Raw genomic sequence first — 16,456 nt, forward strand, 5'->3', positions numbered from 1 at the left:
TCATGCTCATCAAGAACGCCCGCATCGTCACACCGGAGACCACCTTCATCGGTGTGGTCGAGGTGCGCGAGGGTCGCATTCACGGCGTGGAGGAAGGCACCACGCAGGTGCCCGGCGCCGTCGACTGGGAGGGCGATCATCTGCTACCCGGACTGGTCGAGCTGCACACCGACAATCTGGAGAAGCATCTCGCGCCGCGCCCCGGGGTGATCTGGAACACGCACGCCGCGTTTGCCATTCACGACGCGCAGGTTGCGGCGGCCGGCATTACGACCGTGTTCGACTCGCTCGTGCTCGGCGAGCGCGACGCTTTCGGTCTACGCAGCCGCAAGGTGCAGAACGCGTGCGGCCAGGCACTGCTCGACACGGCCGCGGCCGGTCTGTTTCGTGCCGAGCACTTCCTGCATCTGCGCTGCGAAGTCGCCACGCACGACGCCGCCGACGCGTTCGCCGAAATGTGCGAGCACCCGCTGCTGCGCCTGGTCTCGGTGATGGATCACACACCGGGGCAGCGCCAGTGGCACGACCCGGCGATGTACCGGCAGTACCACGAGCGCAACGGCAAGGTGTCGGACGAACACTGGCGGGCCATGCTCGCGGAACTCATCGCGCAGCAGGAGGCGTTCGCGCAGCCGCACCGCCGTCGGATCGTGGAGATGAGCCGTGCGCGCGGGCTGCCGCTGGCGAGCCACGACGACACGTCGCTCGACCACGTGGCCGAAGCGGTGCGCGACGGCGTGGCGCTCTCGGAATTCCCGACGACGCTGGCCGCCGCGCGCGGCGCGCACGCCCACGCGATCGGTGTGATCATGGGCGCACCGAACATCGTGCGCGGCGGTTCGCACTCGGGCAACGTAGCGGCGGCCGATCTCGCGCGCGAGGACGTGCTCGACATACTGTCGTCGGACTATGTCCCGTCGAGCCTGCTGCAAGCGGCCTTCCAGTTGCACACCGACATCGGCTGGACGTTGTCGAAGGCAATGCGCACGGTGTCGTGGAATCCCGCGCGCTCAGCGGGCCTGGCCGATCGCGGCGGCATCGTGCCCGGCCTGCGCGCGGACATGGTGCGCGTGGCCGTGCGTCCCGGCATGCCGCCGGTGCCGCGCGCGACGTATCTCATGGGGCAACGTATCGCATGAGGCTCACGTCTGTCGGAGAGGTGTCGCGCACGTAGTCCTTCAAGATATAGTTGGCGCAATCCGTGTCCAGTTCAACGCCAGCGTGCGGTGCGATGATGGCGTGGCTTGCGTCATCGTCTCGGCTTTGTTCGGCCGACGCAACGTTTGCCCAATATCCATCAGTCGCCACGATCCATTGCGCATCCCCTTCGATCTTGAGCCGCGACATTTCCGGAGATTCGAATCCGCGCCGTGCGCGGAGCGTTCTGGTGACGATATGCCGAGACACTGGGCGTTGGTCGCCATAGCGAAAAACGCCACTTTCAGAATATGTATGCGGTCGCGATACCCAAAGGACCCTCCCTGACGCGAGCTGCAGCCCGACACGGCAGTCGCCACAGGTCAGCGTTGTGGCGTTGCCTTCACCGTCCAAAAGCAGAGCCGCATAGCATGCGCGTTCATGAAGGTAGCGCCTGACATCCAACCCGCCATGGGCTTCGCGCATCGCCGACACAACATCGTCCGCTGACGGTGCCTCTTGCGACAGCAAGCCGGCAATGCTCGTCAGCCAGGCGCCATTGAACTCAACGCCCAATGCGCCGTGGTCCGTCGCGTCCATCACGACGACCAACATATACTCGCTCGAGCGAAACATCCCGCACGCGTCACGATTTTCCATTTTGGACATGCCTCGTCGGCTGCACCAACGCATACCCAGCGTGCACGGCGAGTTCATGTCAGGCCGTTCAAGGAAATAATGCGTGCGACTCTCCCGGCGATCTCGCGCTCGCGACCATCATCTCCATTGGCGGCCGCTGCGATCGCGTATTCGAAGTCCCGGTGTCCCGTCAGTGCTCGCAACTGGGTCGAGACATAGACTCTCAAATCGGTTGGCGCAGCGAGAAGTTCGTCAAGGAGTTCCGCTCGCCCATCAATCAGCGTCAGGATGTCCTCGATATCCTGGCTCATCAGTGGGTCTCCCTTGCCTCGGGATAGGTACGCTTCGATCTTCGTGGCCACGAAGTATGCTGGTGCCACGAGCTTGATGCTCAATCCGTTCGGCAACGCCAGCGTTGACGAAGTTCGATGTGCGCTTGCATACCATTGATTCGAGAATCCCAGAATATCTGGATCGTCCGGCATGAAATCCACACGCAGATCGTCAAGAAACATTGCGCAAATCGGCCCGTCCTCGTCCATCCGCTCCCGAAATCCCGCCCCCCTCAAGCGATCCACCATCGCGTGCCAACCCGCGGTGCTGATGACGTGAACGATCAGATCCACATCGTCGGTATGACGCACCTGCTGTTTAGTGAAGTCGTCTGTCAGAAGCAATGCCGTTGTGCATCCTCCGACGAAAGCAACCTCATCGCATATCGGCTGCCCCATTGCGGATGCGACTGCGCTGATCATGCCGAGATGATCTTCGTAAGTAGCCATGCTCACCCTCGTAACAGAGCTTCCAGTTTCGATGCGGCCAATTTCTTTTCCCGCGGTTGTCCGATTCGAATGGAATCGACCAACGCCAACATGGCATAGAGATCGGCGTCGACGCGAACCGCTCTTGGAACGGTCCGGAAAAGCGGCTCGACGGCCAGCCCGGAAGTATCGCCCTTTGGGTCAGGCCATACCGGGACGAAATCCGTGCCGGCACGCAACGCGCCGCCGAAAATAGGCGCCGTCAATCCGGTGGCGATCCCCCGGGTCATCTCGCCCATGGAAGCGGGGAAAACGTACCGGATACCGAACGTAATGAACTCACAGAGTGCTTTCGTGTTGACGACCGGATGACCGGCTTCCACGGAGAGTTTCGCAAGCCCTGATCGGTAGCACCGCTGAAGAATGTTGCTAATCTCTGATTTGCTGATACCGGTCGCCACTGCCAGCGAGCGAACACTGTACTGTTCATGCAGGGAGATTGCATGAGCACGAGACCGGGAAACACTCCCGGACTTCTCGTCGGACCAGTCATGCCGCTCGTCTTCGACATGCGCGCTGGAATCGAGCACGGGGTTCCCCGGGTCGCTCAGCTCGTCACCGCGAACCGAACGCCGGGATAGCGATACGAGCTTGAGAAGCAGAAATATGTCTTGACTTTTCAAGTTGGCCCTCCATGTTTCGTCCACTGTCCATGGACAGAGGACATGTTATTTTTTCACGCATCGAAATGTCAAGTCCCAAGCCCGCGCACTGGCGTCGTGAATCCAATCGCGAACGGGAGTCCGCGCGACAAAAAAATCAAAGGGCGCCGAAGCGCCCTTTGTTCCATTCCCTGGCCCGGCCGGGTGCCGCGATGTCAGATCACCATCTTTCGCACGCGCGCCGAGAACACGTCGATGCAGGTGACCACGACGATCATGATCAGCATCACGGCGCATGTCTGTGCGTACTGGAAGCTGCGGATCACTTCGTAGAGCACCACGCCAATGCCGCCCGCACCCACCATGCCCACCACCGACGCCGAACGCACGTTCGACTCGAAGCGGTACAGCGTGTACGAGATCCACAGCGGCATGACCTGCGGCAGCACGCCGTACAGGATTTCGTCGATGGCCCGCGCACCGGTCGCGCGAACGCCCTCGACCGGACGCGGATCGATGGCCTCCACCGCCTCGGCGAAGAGCTTCGAGAGCGTACCCGTCGTGTGCACCCATAGCGCGAGCACGCCCGCGAATGGCCCCAGTCCCACGGCCACGATGAAGAGCATGGCAAACACCATCTCGTTGATCGCGCGGCACGCATCCATCACCCGGCGCACCGGCTGATACACCCCCGCAGGCACCATGTTGGACGCGGAGAGCAGCCCCATCGGAATCGAGCACACCACCGCCAGCGCCGTGCCCCACACCGCGATGTGAATCGTCACGAGCATTTCGTGAACGTAGACGCGCCAGTCCTTGAAGTCCGGCGGGAAGAAATCATGCGCGAACTGGCTCATGTTGCCGGAATCGCGAAACAGATCGAGTGGACGCATGTCCGCGCCCCCCCAGGACCACACCAGAATCAGAAAGAACGCCCCCCAGCCGATCAGGGACAACCACGAACGCTTGGGCGGCTCGCCCGGCAGACGGCCATTTGCAGTGAGGGGAACGCTGGTGTTCATGTCGAGTACCACAGGTCGTACCGGTCGCCGCGCCGTGCGACGCCACCGGCGAAATTTCGTTCGGCATCGACGCCGGCGGGCCGTACCACACGATCCACGGGCCCGCCGGCTTCGATGGCAGGGCAGCAGGCGCCGCCCTGCGAGACAACGTCGAATTGCGTCTGCATCGATGCATTTGCGAGACGCATGCCGCTGACGTCGTATGACTTACTTCGTCTTGGCGATTTGCTGATCGAGCGCAGCAAGCTTGCTGTCGATGTCGGCCAGTTGCGCCTTCTTCTTCGCCGCGTCCACGCTCGTATCGGCTTCGAGCTGCGTTCTCTGCTTGAAAAGCTCGAGCTGGCGGATCGGCAGGAGTTGGGCATCGGACGACGCGCGGAAACCGCCGTAGTTGTAGATGTTCTTGAGCACTTCCTTCTCGTGCGCATCCTTGCCGTAGGCGAGGAAGAAGTCACGAATCTTCTTCTTGGTCGCGTCCGGCAGGTCCTTGCGCCACAGCAGCGGGTCCGACGGGATCAGCGGCGACTTCCAGATCACGTGCACCAGCTTGGCCTTCTCCGGCTGCGTGGCTTCGAGCTTGTTGAGCTCTTCGGTATTGTTCGTGGCCACGTCGACCTGATTGTTGATCACGGCCATGAGGTTCGCGCCATGGTTCGAGCTGCGTGCGGTCTTGAAGTACGTGCGCGGGTCGATGTTGTTCTTGGCGAACACGTAATAACCCGGCACCAGCGTGCCCGACGTCGAGGTCGGATCGCCCAGGCCGAAGTTGATCTTCTTGCCGTTCCTGATCACGTCGTCGAGCGTCTTGTACGGGCTCGACGCGTTCGAGATCAGCAGCGAGTAGTAGCCTTCGGTGCCGTCGGCGTACTGGATCTTCGCGAAGACTTCGCCCTGCGAGCGGTCCACGGCCTCCATTGCGCCCTTGTTGCCCATCCATGCGAGCTGCACCTTGTTGAAGCGCATGCCTTCGATCACGCCGGCGTAGTCCGTCGCGAAGAACGGCGTCACCTTCAGACCCGTTTGCTTCTCCATATCGTCGATCAGCGGCTGCCAGCGCTGGCGCAACGCCGCGCTGGAGTCCGTCGAGATAATGCCGAAGTTGATTTCCTGCGCGTGTGCCGCCGCTACCGAGGCGATCATGGCCGCGCCGGCCAGCAGGGTTTTCCACAGTTTCATGAGAGCAAGCTCCTGGTCAGTTCAGGCTTAGGGACATCGAAGTGAGAAAGGGCGCCTGCTCGTCGGCAGGCTCGGCGTGCGTGCCGACGCCCGTGCTTTCCGGGCTATCGGCGGATTCGTTGAGCAGCTCGCCCGCCTGCACGCCGTAGAGGCGGCGCAGCAGGTCGGGCGTGAGTGCCGCGGACGGACCGTCGTACACCACGCGCCCCTGATGCAGCGCCACGGTGCGCACGCAATAGCGCATGGCCACATCCACCTGGTGCAGCGAGACGACGACCGTCAACTTGTGATCGCGGTTCATGCGCGCGAGCATGTCCATGACCTTGCGCGCGGACTCGGGGTCGAGCGAGGCGATCGGCTCGTCGGCAAGAATGACCTTCGCGCCCTGCACCAGCGTGCGCGCCAGCGCCGCACGTTGCTGCTGGCCGCCGGAGAGCGTGCTCGCCCGCTGAAATGCCAGATCGGCGATGCCCACTTCAGCCAGCGCCGCGATCGCCGCCTGACGCTCGGCCGACGTGAAACGGAACAGCAGGCTGCGCCACAGCGGCACGCGGGCAAGCAGCCCGGTGAGCACGTTGGTGATCACCGGCAGACGCCCCACAAGGTTGAACTGCTGGAACACGAAGCCGATGTCGCGACGGATCTGGCGCACTTCGCGCACGATGCGGCCATCCCGCTGGATGGGGCGTCCCAGGACTTCGATACAGCCCGGCTGCGGGTCGGCAGCGACGAAGCCGGCAATGTGACGCATCAGCGTCGACTTGCCCGAGCCCGAGGCGCCGATGAGGGCAATCATCTCGCCCGGCATGACTTTGAGCGCCACCTCGTCGAGCGCGCGTCGGCCGCTTCCGAAAGTCTTGGTCAGTCGCTCGATTCGAATCGCTTCGTCCACGGTTCACCTGTCATTCAGTTCGCCTGCCGGGCAGTGCGCCCCGTGTGGAATGCACGCCCCCCGAAGGGATGCATCCCCAGCGCCTCCGACTAGCTGTTTTGTGGCAATTTGTGCCAAAAGTGAACGCAGTCTAAAAAGCGTCGATGACACCACGGTGACAATCGACCAGCTTTTTCGTGGACGTCGAAAACCCTTATCAGGTCAATGATTTGGGAGCGCTTGCAGGCGCATGGGAAGGGCTGCCTCACGGGCGTCACAGTCGCGTCGGACGCACGGCTGCGCCGACATCCGGTGCGTCGAGGAGCGATTTTGTCTACACGTTCTTCCAGGCGACGAGCGATGCCGCGACCGGGTCGCTCCACACGCTGCGCGCATCAGGCGATCAGCAGCTCCGGGCCGCGGGCGCGCAATTGCGCGAGCATGCTCTTGTGAGGCGCGGCGTCGCTGATGAGATAGCGCGCGGCCTCGAAGTGGCGAATCCGTACCGGCGTGACGCGCCCGAACTTCGTGTGATCCGCCACCACGGCGGCGACGTTCGCACATAGCAACATGCGCGCACGCAATTCGGCCGCCGCACGATTGAAGTCGGTGATGCCGCCATCTTCGGTCACGCCGCCTACCCCGATGAAGGCGAAATCGGCGTGATACTGCGCGATCTGGTTGATGGCGTCCCAGCCCTGCACGGCGTCTTCATTGTCCTGCAGCTCGCCGCCGAGCAGCGTCACGCGGTTGTCATGGTGACGCCCGAGGAGCCGGGCGATCTGCCAGTCGTTCGTGTAGACGCGCAGCCGATGCTTGGAGAGCAGCGCCTGCGCCACCGCGCGCGTGGTCGTGCCGTAATCGATGATGACCGAGGCGCCGTCGGGCACCAGTTCCGCCGCACGCACGCCGATGGCCCGCTTGCCCACCGCATTGACGTTCTCGCGCAGTGTCCAGTCCGGCTCGCTGCGATCAGCGGCCAGCGCGCCACCGTGCGTCATGAGCAACAGCCCGCGGGCGGCCAGCGTATTGAGGTCGCGCCGCACGGTCTCTCGCGAGACACCCAACTCGCGCACGAGGTCGCTGATCGCGAGCGCTCCGGTCCTGGCAAGTTGTTCGAGCACGTATTGTTGGCGTTGTTCGGCAAGCATGATCGGGCAATGTCGGTTGGACTACGAAATCTTGATGGCGTGACGGACGACGGGTCGGGACCCCGCTATCCCTGCAACGCGACGCGCAGCCCCAGGCCGATGAAGATGGCCCCGGCCACACGATCGAGCCAGCGCCCCGTGCCCGGGCGACGCTTGAGCCACCCGCCCAGCACCCCGGCGAACCAGCCATATGCGCTGAAGACGACGATGGTCTGCGCCATGAACACGAGACCCAGCATCAGCATCTGCCAGCCGGGATGCGCCGCGTCGGCGCTCACGAACTGTGGCAGGAAGACGAGGAAAAACAGGGTGACCTTCGGATTGAGCATGTTCGCGAACACGCTTTGGCGAAACACCGCGCCGAGCGGCTGCGGGGCCGCGCCGCCGGCCAGGGTCATGGCGCCGCGCGCACGCAGTGCCTTGATGCCGATCCAGACGAGATAGGCCGCCCCCGCGAGCTTGATCGCCTCGAATGCCCACGGCGACGAGCGCAGCACGGCAGCCAACCCCACGGCCGCGACGGTCGTGTGAAACAGGCAGCCGAATGTGAACCCCGCAGCGGCCGCCAGGCCGGCACGACGGCCCTGCGCAATCCCTCGCGCGATGACCTGCATGTTGTCCGGGCCCGGCGCGAGCGTGATCGCCACCGAGGTCAGCAGAAACAGCCAGAGATTGGGCATCGGAAGATCCGGGGCGTAGTTGGCGGGGTGGGCGCAGTCAGGTTCAGCAGGCGAAGCGGGAAGGCCGCCTCAGTGGCCCTCGAACGAACACAACAGGAACAGCGGCAGGCCGGCATCGCGAATCAGGCGCGACCCTCCCAGCTCGGGCAGGTCGACGATCGCCGCGCCTTCGATGACCGTCGCGCCGAGACGCTCGAGCAGCTTCTTGCCCGCAAGCATCGTGCCGCCGGTCGCGACCAGATCGTCGATGAGCAGCACGCGATCGCCCGGCCCGCAGGCGTCGGCATGAATCTCGACCGTCGCGCTGCCGTACTCCAGTTCATATTCTTCGGCCACGGTCTGATAGGGCAGCTTGCCCTTCTTGCGGATGGGGATGAAGCCGATGTTCAGCTCGTAGGCCAGGATCGATCCGAGGATGAAGCCGCGCGCATCGAGGCCGGCGATGTAATCGGGGCGCTGCGCCATGTAGCGATGCACGAACACGTCGATGAGCACGCGCAACGTACGCGGGTTCTTGAGCAACGGCGTAATGTCGCGGAATTGCACGCCGGGCGCGGGCCAGTCGGGCACGGTGCGAATCTGGCTCTTGATATAGGCGGCAGGGGACTCGTCGATCTGCACGGGGATCCTTGGTGGGGGACTGACGGGGAACATGCCACATTATGCCAAAAAGGACCCGACGGTCCCGTGACGGTCGGTTCGCCATGCGGCGCCCACGGGACGCCCGCCCGCGCCGCCTCAGCGCCGCCGCTCGCCGTCGCGGCCCAACAAACGCTCCTGCGCGGCCACGAGTTTCTCGGGCAACCCCCGCAGCACCACGATGTCCTCGGCCATCAGGCGAGTCTCCGACACAGGCTCCACGCCGCGAATGCCGTGGCGCCGGATGGCCGTGACCGTCACGCCCAGCCGGTCGAGACGAAGCTCGCCCAGCGTGCGGCCCACGGCGTCGGCATTGAGCGGTAGCGGTACGGACTGCAGCCGGACCTGCTCGCGCTCGCCCCCCTCGTCCTCGTCGTCGAGGCCGTGGAAATAGCCGCGCAGCAAGCTGTAACGCTCGTTGCGCGCCTGCGCCACGCGACGCAACACGCGGCGCATCGGCACGCCCAGGAGCACGAGGGCGTGCGACGCGAGCATCAGGCTGCCCTCCACGATCTCGGGCACGACTTCCGTGGCGCCCGCCGCGATCAGGTCGTCGATGTGCGTTTCATCGACCGTGCGCACGACCACGGGCAGCGTGGGCTCCAGCGCCTGCACCTGCGCGAGCACCTTCAACGCCGCCGGGGTGCTGTCGTACGTCACCACAATGCCCGCGGCGCGGTGAATGCCTGCGGCAACGAGCGCCTCGCGCCGGGCAGCGTCACCGAACACGACGGTCTCGCCGGAACGGGCCGCCTCCATCACGCGGTCGGGGTCGAGATCGAGCGCCACGTAGCCGATGCCCTCCTGTTCGAGCATGCGCGCGAGGTTCTGGCCGCACCGGCCGTAGCCGCAGATGATCACGTGCCCCGACGTCTTGATGCTCTGCGTGGCGATCTTCGTCATCTGCAACGACTGCATCATCCATTCGTTGGCGACGAAACGCAGCGCGATGCGGTCAGCGTTGATGATGAGAAACGGCGCGCACAACATCGACAGCAGCATGCCCGCGAGCACCGCCTGCGAGAGCGACGCATCGAGCAAGTGCCGATCGATCACCAGATTGAGCAGCACGAAACCGAATTCGCCCGCCTGCGCGAGACCGAGCCCCGTGCGGATCGCCGTGCCGGGCGAGCTGCCGAACAGACGCGCCAGGCCAGCGATGAGCGTGAATTTGACGACCAGCGGGCCAACGAAGAACAACAGCACGAGCAATGGCTGCTTCAGCAGGATGGCCGGATCGAGCAACATGCCCGTGGTGATGAAGAACAGACCGAGCAGCACGTCGCGAAACGGCTTGATGTCGTCTTCCACCTGATGCCGGAACGGCGTCTCGGCAATCAGCATGCCGGCGATGAATGCGCCCAGCGCCATCGACAGGCCCAGATGTTCGGTGACGTACGCCAGACCGAGCGTGAGCAGCAGCAGATTGAGCATGAAGAGCTCTTGCGAGCGCCGCGCGGCCACGATGTGAAACCAGCGCCCCACCAGCTTCTGTCCGACCCACAGCAACAGCGCAAGGGCCCCGGTGATCTTTAGCGCCGCGAGTGTCAGCGCAAGCACGAGCGCCTTCGAGTTGCCGCCAAGCGCCGAGATCACGATGAGCAGCGGCACCACCGCCAGATCCTGGAACAGCAGCACACCCATGATGTTGCGGCCATGCTCCGTTTCCAGCTCCAGCCGCTCGGCGAGCATCTTGGTGACGATCGCCGTCGACGACATCGCCAGCGCACCGCCCAGCGCCACCGACGCCTGCCACGAGAACGACCAGAACAGATTGACGATCGCGCCCAGGCCCACCGCCACGAGCAGCGTGCCCAGCACCTGGGACACCCCCAGTCCGAGCACCACCCGGCGCATGCTCTTGAGCTTGGGTAGCGAGAATTCGATGCCGATGGAAAACATCAGGAAGACGACGCCGAACTCGGCGAGGTACTGCACGCGCTGCGAGTCGGCCGCCACACCGAGCGCGTGCGGGCCGATCACGATGCCGACACTCAGATAACCGAGCATCGGCGGCAGATGGAGCATGCGGAACAGCACCACCCCGATGCAGGCGGCGAACAGCAGGACAAGAGTGAGTTCGAGAGGCGAAGCCATCGGCTGGGGTCGGTTTCCTGAGTCAGTTGGAAGGCGCGCGGCACTTCTCATGCAAGCGCCGTGCCAGATTGCACCCGGACGGCAGGATCGAGGCAGAAACCGGAACGGTTCGGGACGTCTCCCGAATCGCGCAAGCCCAGGCGTGGTGCGGCTGTCCTCGGCGCGGCGTCCATTTTGATATACTCCGCGCATGATAGCGAAAATCAATCCAGACCGGGCACTCGAGGTCGCCCGGGAGGTGTTGCGCACCGAAGCCGACGCCATCGAACGAGTCTCTTCGCACCTCGACGACAGCTTCTTCGAAGCGGTTTCGCTGCTGCTCGCGTGTCGCGGTCGCGTCGTCGTGACGGGCATGGGCAAATCGGGGCACATCGGCCGCAAACTGGCCGCCACGTTCGCCAGCACTGGCACGCCCGCCTTTTTCGTTCACCCCGCCGAAGCCAGCCACGGCGATTTGGGCATGATCACGGCCGACGACGTCGTCGTCGCCCTGTCGAACTCCGGCGAAACGGGAGAACTCGTCAGTATTCTTCCGATGATAAAGCGCCTCGGCGCAAAGCTCATCGCCATGACCGGCAACGCCGCGTCGAGCCTCGGCCGTCTGTCCGACGTCCACCTCGACGCGCACGTGGACCGCGAAGCCTGCCCGCTGGGCCTGGCGCCCACGGCCAGCACCACCGCCGCGCTCGCGCTCGGCGACGCCCTGGCCGTGACGCTCCTCGACGCCCGCGGCTTCGGCGCCGAAGATTTCGCCCGCTCGCATCCGGGCGGCGCCCTCGGGCGGCGCCTGCTCACTTTCGTGCGCGACGTCATGCGCACCGGCGAGCGCATTCCGAGCGTGCGCGCCGACGCAAGCCTGTCCGAAGCCCTGCTCGAGATGACCGCCAAGGGTCTCGGCATGACGGCCATCGTCGATGCCGACGATCGCGTCGTGGGCATCTTCACCGACGGCGACCTGCGCCGCCTGTTCAAGCGCACGCTCGACTTCAGCACGCTCAAGCTCGCCGACGTCATGAAGGCCGACCCGCGTACCATCGGGCCGGATCAGCTCGCCGCGGAAGCCGCCGAGCTCATGGAGCGCTTCGGCATCACGCAGTTGCTCGTGACCGAGAACGGCCGCCTCGCCGGTGCGCTGAACGTCCACGATCTGTTCGCCGCCAAGGTCGTGTGAGTCCGTTGCCCATGAATCGACCCAGTACCGCCAGTACCGCCCCACTCGCGCCATTCGCCGCATTCGACGAGGCCGCCGCCGTCCGGCGCGCCGCCCGCGTGCGCGTGATGGTGTTCGACGTCGACGGTGTACTCACCGACGGCGGCCTGCGCTACGGCCCGGCCGGCGAACTCATCAAGACCTTCGACTCGCTCGACGGCCATGGCATGAAGCTGCTGGCCGAAGCCGGCATCGTCACCGCCATCATCACCGGTCGCCAGTCCGACATCGTTGCCAAACGCGCCTCGGACCTGCGTGTCGAACACGTCTACCAGGGCGTGCGCGACAAGCGCGAGGCGTTCGAGGACCTGTGCGGCAAATTGTCCGTGACGGCCGACGTCTGCGGCCACATCGGCGACGACTGGCCGGACCTGCCGGTGCTCACGCGCGTGGGCTTCGCTGCCTGCCCGGCCAACGCACATGCGGAAGTGAAAGCGCGCAGCCACTGGATCGCCGCCACGCGCGGCGGCGACGGCGCCGTGCGCGAACTGTGCGACTTCGTCCTGCGCGCGCAGGGGCGTTACGACGCCCTGCTCGCCGAAGCCCTCGCCTGACGCGCCGAAGGAGCCCATCCCCCCATGGCCATGCAACGCGTCTCGCCCGCTTCGCTGATCGCAATTGCCGTGCTCGCCGGACTTGCCGCCGGCACGTACTGGCTGGTGCAGCGCACGCTGCCCTCGGACGCCGATCGCGCGCCGTACGTCAAACAGCACATTCCCGATTACTATGCCGACGACATGGTGATCTCCATGCTCTCGGCAAGCGGCATGACGCAATATCGCGTCAACGCCGTTCACATGACGCACTTCGAAGACGACCAGACCACCGCGATGACGATGCCCGCCGTGCGCGCGTTCACCCCGGATCAGCCGGAAGTGACGGCCACCAGCAAGCGCGGCACGCTCAATGCCGACATGTCGGTGGTGGACCTGTACGACGACGCCGTCGTGGTGCGCCAGGCCGGCCCGCGCGACCCGGAAATGCGCGCACTCTCGGAACATTTCCAGGTGCTGGTGAACGAAGACATCGTCCGCACGGAAAAACCCGTCCAGCTGTATCGCGGGATGTCCGTGATGTACGGCGATGGCATGATTTTCAATAACATCACGCGCGCCGTACAATTGCTCGGCAACGTGCACGGCACGATCCAGCCGGCGGAACTGGGCAACAAGTCCCCGGCACCGCCCGCCACGCCCGGCGCGCCATCCCAGACCAAACAGGGCTCCAAGACCCCATGACCGATCGCCGCAATCCGCGACCCGCATCCCTTTCGCTGCGTGCCCTGCGCGCGCTGGCCGCCGCCTTCGCCGTGCTCGGCGCCCTGGCGTCGCCGCTCGCCCATGCCGAACGCGCCGACCGCGACAAGCCGCTCAACATCGAGTCGGATCACATGAGCTACGACGACCTCAAGCAGGTCAACATCTTCACGGGCAACGTGACGATGACCAAGGGGACCATCCTCCTCAAGGCCGATCGCGTCGAAGTGACCCAGGATCCGGAGGGCTACCAGTACGCCACGGCCTACTACAAGCCGGGCGGCCCCCTCGCCTACATGCGCCAGAAGCGCGATGGCCTCGACGAGTACATCGACGGCTGGGGCCAGACGATCTACTACAACGGCAAGACGGAAGTCGCCACGCTCACCACGCAGGCCACGCTCAAGCGCCTGGCCGGCGGCACGCGCGTGCTCGACGAAATCCATGGCAGCGTGATCACTTACGACACGTACAACGAGGTCTATACCGCGAACAGCGGGGCCGACCAGGTCAACGCCAACAATCCGAACGGCCGTGTACGCGCCACGCTCGCGCCGCGCAATGCGACGGGTGCCGCACCCGCGGCCGGCGGCCCGGGCAGCAAGCCGGCCGCAGCACCCAAGGGCGATCTGCCGCCGCTGTCTCCCTCCAAAAGCATCGGGAATCCGCGTGAGTAATTCTGCCAACAACGCCTCGACCATCAACCCGGGCGCCGGGCCGTCGGGCAAGCCGAGCGCGCTCGTCGTGCGCTCGCTCAAGAAGCAATACGGCGCGCGCACCGTCGTGAAGGACGTGTCGCTGGACGTGAAAAGCGGCGAGGTCGTGGGATTGCTCGGCCCCAATGGTGCCGGCAAGACGACCTCGTTCTACATGATCGTGGGACTCGTGCCCGCCGACGACGGCGAAATCCAGCTCGACGGCAACCTGATCAGCGAATTGCCGATTCACGAACGCGCCCGCATGGGCGTCTCGTACCTGCCGCAGGAAGCATCGGTGTTTCGCAAGCTCACGGTCGAGGACAATATTCGCGCCGTGCTCGAACTGCAGGTCGACGCCCAGGGCAAGCCGCTCAAGCGCGACGAGATCGAGCGACGCATCGAAGCCCTGCTCGACGAGCTCCAGGTGAGCCATCTGCGCGAGAATCCGGCCATGTCGCTCTCCGGCGGCGAGCGCCGCCGCGTGGAAATCGCCCGGGCGCTGGCGACGCAACCGCGCTTCATCCTGCTCGACGAGCCGTTTGCCGGCGTCGATCCGATCGCCGTGCTGGAAATCCAGCGAATCGTGCGTTTTCTGAAAGATCGGGGCATCGGTGTCCTCATCACCGACCACAACGTGCGGGAAACGCTCGGCATCTGCGATCACGCCTACATCATCAGCGAAGGCTCGGTGCTCGCCGCGGGCACCCCCGACCAGATCGTGGCCGACGAGAGCGTCCGGCGCGTCTATCTGGGCGAGAATTTCCGGATGTAAAGCAAATTTTTCGCATGTAAACCCTGCCTCCGATAGGGCGCCGGGCCGGTTCCGCTGGCGTGACAAAGCCTCTACAATGAAGGCGAGACACGCTATGAAACCGACTCTTCAACTCCGCACCTCGCAGCACCTGACCCTCACGCCGCAGTTGCAGCAATCCATCCGGTTGTTGCAACTGTCGACGCTCGAACTTCAGCAGGAAGTCGAGCACGCCCTCACCCAGAACCCGATGCTCGAGCGCGAGGACGACTGGCTCGCGGGCTCGGTACGTGTCGGCACGGACGGGTCGCTTCGCAACGAGCGCAGCACGTCGGCGAGCAGCGCCAGCGAGGGCCATGAGTCCGCCAACGGCCATGACGAAACCCGCGAGCTCGACGGCCAGACCCGCTTCGACGACAGCAACCAGGACAGCGGCAGCGATTGGAGTCTTAACGATTTCGCCCGTTCGGGCAGCGCCTCGGACGACGACGACAACGCGCGCCCGCAGTTGCACGTCGATCACCCCAACCTTCGCGAACACCTGCTCGCGCAGCTGCGCCTGACCAAGGCGGGGCCGCGCGATCGCGCGCTTGTCGAATTCCTGATCGAATCGCTCGACGAAGACGGCTACCTCGGCACCATGCTCGACGAAATCCAGGCGGATATGCCTGAAGAGCTGGCGCTCGAGACCGAGGAGATCAACGCGGCGCTCGCGCTCCTGCAGAGCTTCGATCCGGCCGGTGTGGGTGCCCGTACGCCGTCCGAATGCCTGCGCCTTCAGTTGCAGCGCCTGCCGCCGAGCAATGTGCGCACGCTCTCGCTGCGCATCGTCTCGGATCACCTGGAACTGCTCGCCGCGCGCGATTACACGCGTTTGCGTCGCCTGCTCGGCGTGAGCGAAGACAGCCTGCGCGCGGCGCATCACCTGATTCGCTCGCTCGACCCTTTCCCCGGCGCGGCCTACGGCTCGCCGCAGGCCGATTACGTGGTGCCCGACGTGCTGGTGCGCAAGCAGGGCAGCAACTGGATCGCCGAACTCAACCCCGAGGTCATGCCGCGGCTGCGCATCAATGAGATGTACGCGCGAATTCTGCGAAACAACCGCAACGATCCGGGCACCGGCAATCTGCAGCAACAGCTCCAGGAAGCCCGCTGGCTGATCAAGAACATCCAGCAACGGTTCGACACGATCCTGCGTGTCGCACAGGCGATCGTCGAGCGTCAGAAGAACTTCTTCACGCACGGCGAAATCGGCATGCGGCCCTTGGTTTTACGCGAGATTGCTGATACGCTGGGTTTACATGAATCCACGATTTCACGGGTGACAACCAGTAAGTACATGCTCACTCCATTCGGGACTTTCGAGCTCAAGTACTTCTTTGGTTCGCACGTGGCCACGGAGGCGGGCGGCGCAGCGTCATCGACGGCCATCCGCGCACTCATCAAGCAACTCATAGGAGCAGAAGACCCGCAGAGCCCCCTTTCCGACAGCCGTATCGCGGAACTGCTGGCAGAGCAAGGGTTCGTGGTGGCGCGGCGCACTGTCGCGAAGTACCGCGAGGCCATGCGAATCCCCGCAGTCAACTTGCGCAAATCTTTGTAGTACGGTCCTAGTGCGCCATGTTGGCTCGCTGGGGCATTACGCCGCAGTGCGACATTGCGTCACGCCAATGGCTCTCGTCAGCCGGCGTCGCTCGTGACGCGGC

18 protein-coding genes are annotated in these 16,456 nt (G+C 64.7%); 7 read left to right on the plus strand and 11 right to left on the minus strand.

Translation table 11 applies throughout. The annotated features are described in order from the left end of the window. Positions 1-2 precede the first annotated feature (2 nt). Positions 3-1,139: an alpha-D-ribose 1-methylphosphonate 5-triphosphate diphosphatase gene (locus LV28_RS45545; protein WP_025249897.1), complete on the plus strand. Its 1,137-nt coding sequence runs from the start codon at positions 3-5 to the stop codon at positions 1,137-1,139. On the opposite strand, the gene LV28_RS45550 is transcribed toward LV28_RS45545, so the two are convergent. From LV28_RS45550 to LV28_RS45600, 11 genes are all read right to left on the minus strand, one after another. Continuing rightward, the gene (locus tag LV28_RS45550; RefSeq protein ID WP_063598881.1) at positions 1,117-1,806 is read right to left on the minus strand and encodes a hypothetical protein; all 690 of its coding nucleotides are present in this window, start codon (positions 1,804-1,806) and stop codon (positions 1,117-1,119) included. The two genes, LV28_RS45545 and LV28_RS45550, sit on opposite strands and share 23 nt — an antisense overlap. A gap of 44 nt (positions 1,807-1,850) precedes the next feature. Then, positions 1,851-2,558: a hypothetical protein gene (locus LV28_RS45555; RefSeq protein WP_023597746.1), complete on the minus strand. Its 708-nt coding sequence runs from the start codon at positions 2,556-2,558 to the stop codon at positions 1,851-1,853. Between the two features lie 2 nt (positions 2,559-2,560). Then, positions 2,561-3,220 (minus strand): MarR family transcriptional regulator, encoded by a 660-nt coding sequence (locus LV28_RS45560; protein ID WP_023597747.1) that lies wholly within the window; start codon positions 3,218-3,220, stop codon positions 2,561-2,563. A gap of 194 nt (positions 3,221-3,414) precedes the next feature. Beyond that, on the minus strand, positions 3,415-4,221 hold the full coding sequence (gene phnE, locus LV28_RS45565) for a phosphonate ABC transporter, permease protein PhnE (RefSeq protein ID WP_038619652.1): 807 nt from the start codon (positions 4,219-4,221) through the stop codon (positions 3,415-3,417). Beyond that, positions 4,218-4,409, minus strand: a complete 192-nt coding sequence (locus tag LV28_RS45570) for a hypothetical protein (RefSeq protein WP_023597749.1) — start codon at positions 4,407-4,409, stop codon at positions 4,218-4,220. Before LV28_RS45570 ends, phnE begins: the two co-directional genes overlap by 4 nt. A gap of 19 nt (positions 4,410-4,428) precedes the next feature. After that, positions 4,429-5,397 (minus strand): phosphonate ABC transporter substrate-binding protein, encoded by a 969-nt coding sequence (phnD, locus tag LV28_RS45575; protein ID WP_023597750.1) that lies wholly within the window; start codon positions 5,395-5,397, stop codon positions 4,429-4,431. A 16-nt stretch (positions 5,398-5,413) separates the two neighbouring features. Further along, positions 5,414-6,289, minus strand: a complete 876-nt coding sequence (phnC, locus tag LV28_RS45580) for a phosphonate ABC transporter ATP-binding protein (RefSeq protein ID WP_023597751.1) — start codon at positions 6,287-6,289, stop codon at positions 5,414-5,416. Positions 6,290-6,663: 374 nt separating this feature from the next. Next, positions 6,664-7,419, minus strand: coding sequence for a DeoR/GlpR family DNA-binding transcription regulator (locus LV28_RS45585; protein ID WP_023597752.1), 756 nt, complete (start codon positions 7,417-7,419; stop codon positions 6,664-6,666). Between the two features lie 65 nt (positions 7,420-7,484). Beyond that, positions 7,485-8,099 carry a LysE family translocator gene (locus tag LV28_RS45590; protein ID WP_038619648.1) on the minus strand — a complete coding sequence of 205 codons (615 nt, stop codon included), beginning with the start codon at positions 8,097-8,099 and terminating at the stop codon, positions 7,485-7,487. A 69-nt stretch (positions 8,100-8,168) separates the two neighbouring features. After that, entirely contained in the window at positions 8,169-8,720 is a 552-nt protein-coding gene (locus tag LV28_RS45595) for an adenine phosphoribosyltransferase (protein ID WP_023597754.1), read from the minus strand. A gap of 117 nt (positions 8,721-8,837) precedes the next feature. After that, the gene (locus tag LV28_RS45600) at positions 8,838-10,835 is read right to left on the minus strand and encodes a monovalent cation:proton antiporter family protein (RefSeq protein WP_038619645.1); all 1,998 of its coding nucleotides are present in this window, start codon (positions 10,833-10,835) and stop codon (positions 8,838-8,840) included. 190 nt (positions 10,836-11,025) lie between these two features. Between LV28_RS45600 and LV28_RS45605 the strand changes: the two genes are divergently transcribed. The 6 genes from LV28_RS45605 (at position 11,026) to LV28_RS45630 (ending at position 16,353) form a co-directional block, all read left to right on the plus strand. Then, positions 11,026-12,006 (plus strand): KpsF/GutQ family sugar-phosphate isomerase, encoded by a 981-nt coding sequence (locus LV28_RS45605; RefSeq protein WP_023597756.1) that lies wholly within the window; start codon positions 11,026-11,028, stop codon positions 12,004-12,006. 107 nt (positions 12,007-12,113) lie between these two features. Continuing rightward, positions 12,114-12,599 carry a KdsC family phosphatase gene (locus tag LV28_RS45610; RefSeq protein ID WP_048806815.1) on the plus strand — a complete coding sequence of 162 codons (486 nt, stop codon included), beginning with the start codon at positions 12,114-12,116 and terminating at the stop codon, positions 12,597-12,599. 24 nt (positions 12,600-12,623) lie between these two features. Continuing rightward, positions 12,624-13,283: an LPS export ABC transporter periplasmic protein LptC gene (lptC, locus tag LV28_RS45615; protein ID WP_023597758.1), complete on the plus strand. Its 660-nt coding sequence runs from the start codon at positions 12,624-12,626 to the stop codon at positions 13,281-13,283. Beyond that, on the plus strand, positions 13,280-13,978 hold the full coding sequence (gene lptA, locus LV28_RS45620; protein WP_023597759.1) for a lipopolysaccharide transport periplasmic protein LptA: 699 nt from the start codon (positions 13,280-13,282) through the stop codon (positions 13,976-13,978). The genes lptC and lptA overlap by 4 nt, the downstream gene beginning before the upstream one ends. A 22-nt stretch (positions 13,979-14,000) precedes the next feature. After that, complete coding sequence (gene lptB / locus LV28_RS45625) at positions 14,001-14,771, plus strand: LPS export ABC transporter ATP-binding protein (RefSeq protein ID WP_028731000.1); 771 nt, start codon at positions 14,001-14,003, stop codon at positions 14,769-14,771. Positions 14,772-14,865: 94 nt separating this feature from the next. Further along, complete coding sequence (locus tag LV28_RS45630; RefSeq protein WP_023597761.1) at positions 14,866-16,353, plus strand: RNA polymerase factor sigma-54; 1,488 nt, start codon at positions 14,866-14,868, stop codon at positions 16,351-16,353. The last annotated feature ends 103 nt before the right edge of the window (positions 16,354-16,456 follow it).

This window comes from Pandoraea pnomenusa (assembly GCF_000767615.3).
Lineage (GTDB): Bacteria > Pseudomonadota > Gammaproteobacteria > Burkholderiales > Burkholderiaceae > Pandoraea > Pandoraea pnomenusa.

What these genes read in the sequence shown, in the direction of transcription:
- LV28_RS45545 (WP_025249897.1), top strand. Translation starts at nt 3, where the DNA reads ATGCTCATCAAGAACGCCCGCATCGTCACACCGGAGACCACCTTCATC.
- LV28_RS45550 (WP_063598881.1), bottom strand. Translation starts at nt 1,806, where the DNA reads ATGTCCAAAATGGAAAATCGTGACGCGTGCGGGATGTTTCGCTCGAGC.
- LV28_RS45555 (WP_023597746.1), bottom strand. Translation starts at nt 2,558, where the DNA reads ATGGCTACTTACGAAGATCATCTCGGCATGATCAGCGCAGTCGCATCC.
- phnE (WP_038619652.1), bottom strand. Translation starts at nt 4,221, where the DNA reads ATGAACACCAGCGTTCCCCTCACTGCAAATGGCCGTCTGCCGGGCGAG.
- LV28_RS45570 (WP_023597749.1), bottom strand. Translation starts at nt 4,409, where the DNA reads ATGCGTCTCGCAAATGCATCGATGCAGACGCAATTCGACGTTGTCTCG.
- phnD (WP_023597750.1), bottom strand. Translation starts at nt 5,397, where the DNA reads ATGAAACTGTGGAAAACCCTGCTGGCCGGCGCGGCCATGATCGCCTCG.
- LV28_RS45585 (WP_023597752.1), bottom strand. Translation starts at nt 7,419, where the DNA reads ATGCTTGCCGAACAACGCCAACAATACGTGCTCGAACAACTTGCCAGG.
- LV28_RS45590 (WP_038619648.1), bottom strand. Translation starts at nt 8,099, where the DNA reads ATGCCCAATCTCTGGCTGTTTCTGCTGACCTCGGTGGCGATCACGCTC.
- LV28_RS45600 (WP_038619645.1), bottom strand. Translation starts at nt 10,835, where the DNA reads ATGGCTTCGCCTCTCGAACTCACTCTTGTCCTGCTGTTCGCCGCCTGC.
- LV28_RS45605 (WP_023597756.1), top strand. Translation starts at nt 11,026, where the DNA reads ATGATAGCGAAAATCAATCCAGACCGGGCACTCGAGGTCGCCCGGGAG.
- LV28_RS45610 (WP_048806815.1), top strand. Translation starts at nt 12,114, where the DNA reads ATGGTGTTCGACGTCGACGGTGTACTCACCGACGGCGGCCTGCGCTAC.
- lptC (WP_023597758.1), top strand. Translation starts at nt 12,624, where the DNA reads ATGGCCATGCAACGCGTCTCGCCCGCTTCGCTGATCGCAATTGCCGTG.
- lptA (WP_023597759.1), top strand. Translation starts at nt 13,280, where the DNA reads ATGACCGATCGCCGCAATCCGCGACCCGCATCCCTTTCGCTGCGTGCC.
- LV28_RS45630 (WP_023597761.1), top strand. Translation starts at nt 14,866, where the DNA reads ATGAAACCGACTCTTCAACTCCGCACCTCGCAGCACCTGACCCTCACG.